Source organism: Autumnicola patrickiae, assembly GCF_031846525.1.
Lineage (GTDB): Bacteria > Bacteroidota > Bacteroidia > Flavobacteriales > Flavobacteriaceae > Autumnicola > Autumnicola patrickiae.
The window spans coordinates 1-897 of record NZ_JAVRHM010000068.1; the positions used below are offsets into that span (position 1 = coordinate 1).

Below are 897 nucleotides of genomic sequence, written 5' to 3' on the forward strand. Positions count from 1 at the left end.
GCTGAAACTGAGCAATCCCGATGTCGCAAATTCTGCTATTAACTGGGCCTTATTGACTTCCGTTATTATAATAGCCATTATAACAATCGTGTTTGTGAAATTTACTAAAGAACTACCTATAGGAAAATTCTTCAAATTGGCTTCCTATATGGTAGCAGCCTTGGCAATTGTTTTGACAGGCAAAGGAATTATGGCCTTTCAGGAAGTAGGTTACATCCCAATTTCACCCATAGATTTTGCTCCCCGTATAGAACTATTGGGGATTTACCCGAATTTACAGTCCATCCTGGCGCAGCTCCTTGTACTTGTCATTATAATATTTTTCCATTGGCGGAATCGAAATCAAAAAGGTAATCTGCAATCCTCACGAGAATTCGTTACAGAAGAATAAAATGGAAAAAATCAACAAATACCCGTAAGACAGCTGTTCCGGTATTCGTCCTGGATGATCACCCTGCTTGCTATCATACTTATAGGAAAAGGTATACACTATTCAAGAATCGGGTTTACTCTCTGCTACTATGATTCCGTATCAAATGAGAATAGAGTAGTTGGGGATTTATCCTACCGTGGAATCTATTTTGGGGCAGAGCATTTTGTTGATACTTATCCTGGGCTTGTGGTATATAAATGCAGTACGTAAGAAAGTCTATAGATAGTAAAAATAATCTAAATTTTTTATCAAATTAACTAGTTGGCTGATGTCCCTGTAATTACTGGAGCAGTTCGAAAAACTGTAGTCCTTGACTCAAGGTGGAGTACAATTTAATGATAGCTAAATCTTTAAAAAAGGTTTCTTATGTTTCGAAATTTGTTTTTACACTTTCAACTAGTAAGGTTAAAGAAATTAATTGGTCCTCCTATCTTTTCCCTACACCGATTAGGATAACTTACTGA

At 36.6% G+C, this 897-nt stretch carries 1 protein-coding gene; it reads left to right on the forward strand.

The window, feature by feature from the left end:
- Positions 1–391 (forward strand): FTR1 family protein (locus tag RM549_RS19370; protein WP_432264726.1); only part of this gene is annotated, 391 nt, incomplete at its 5' end.
- Positions 392–897 lie beyond the last annotated feature (506 nt).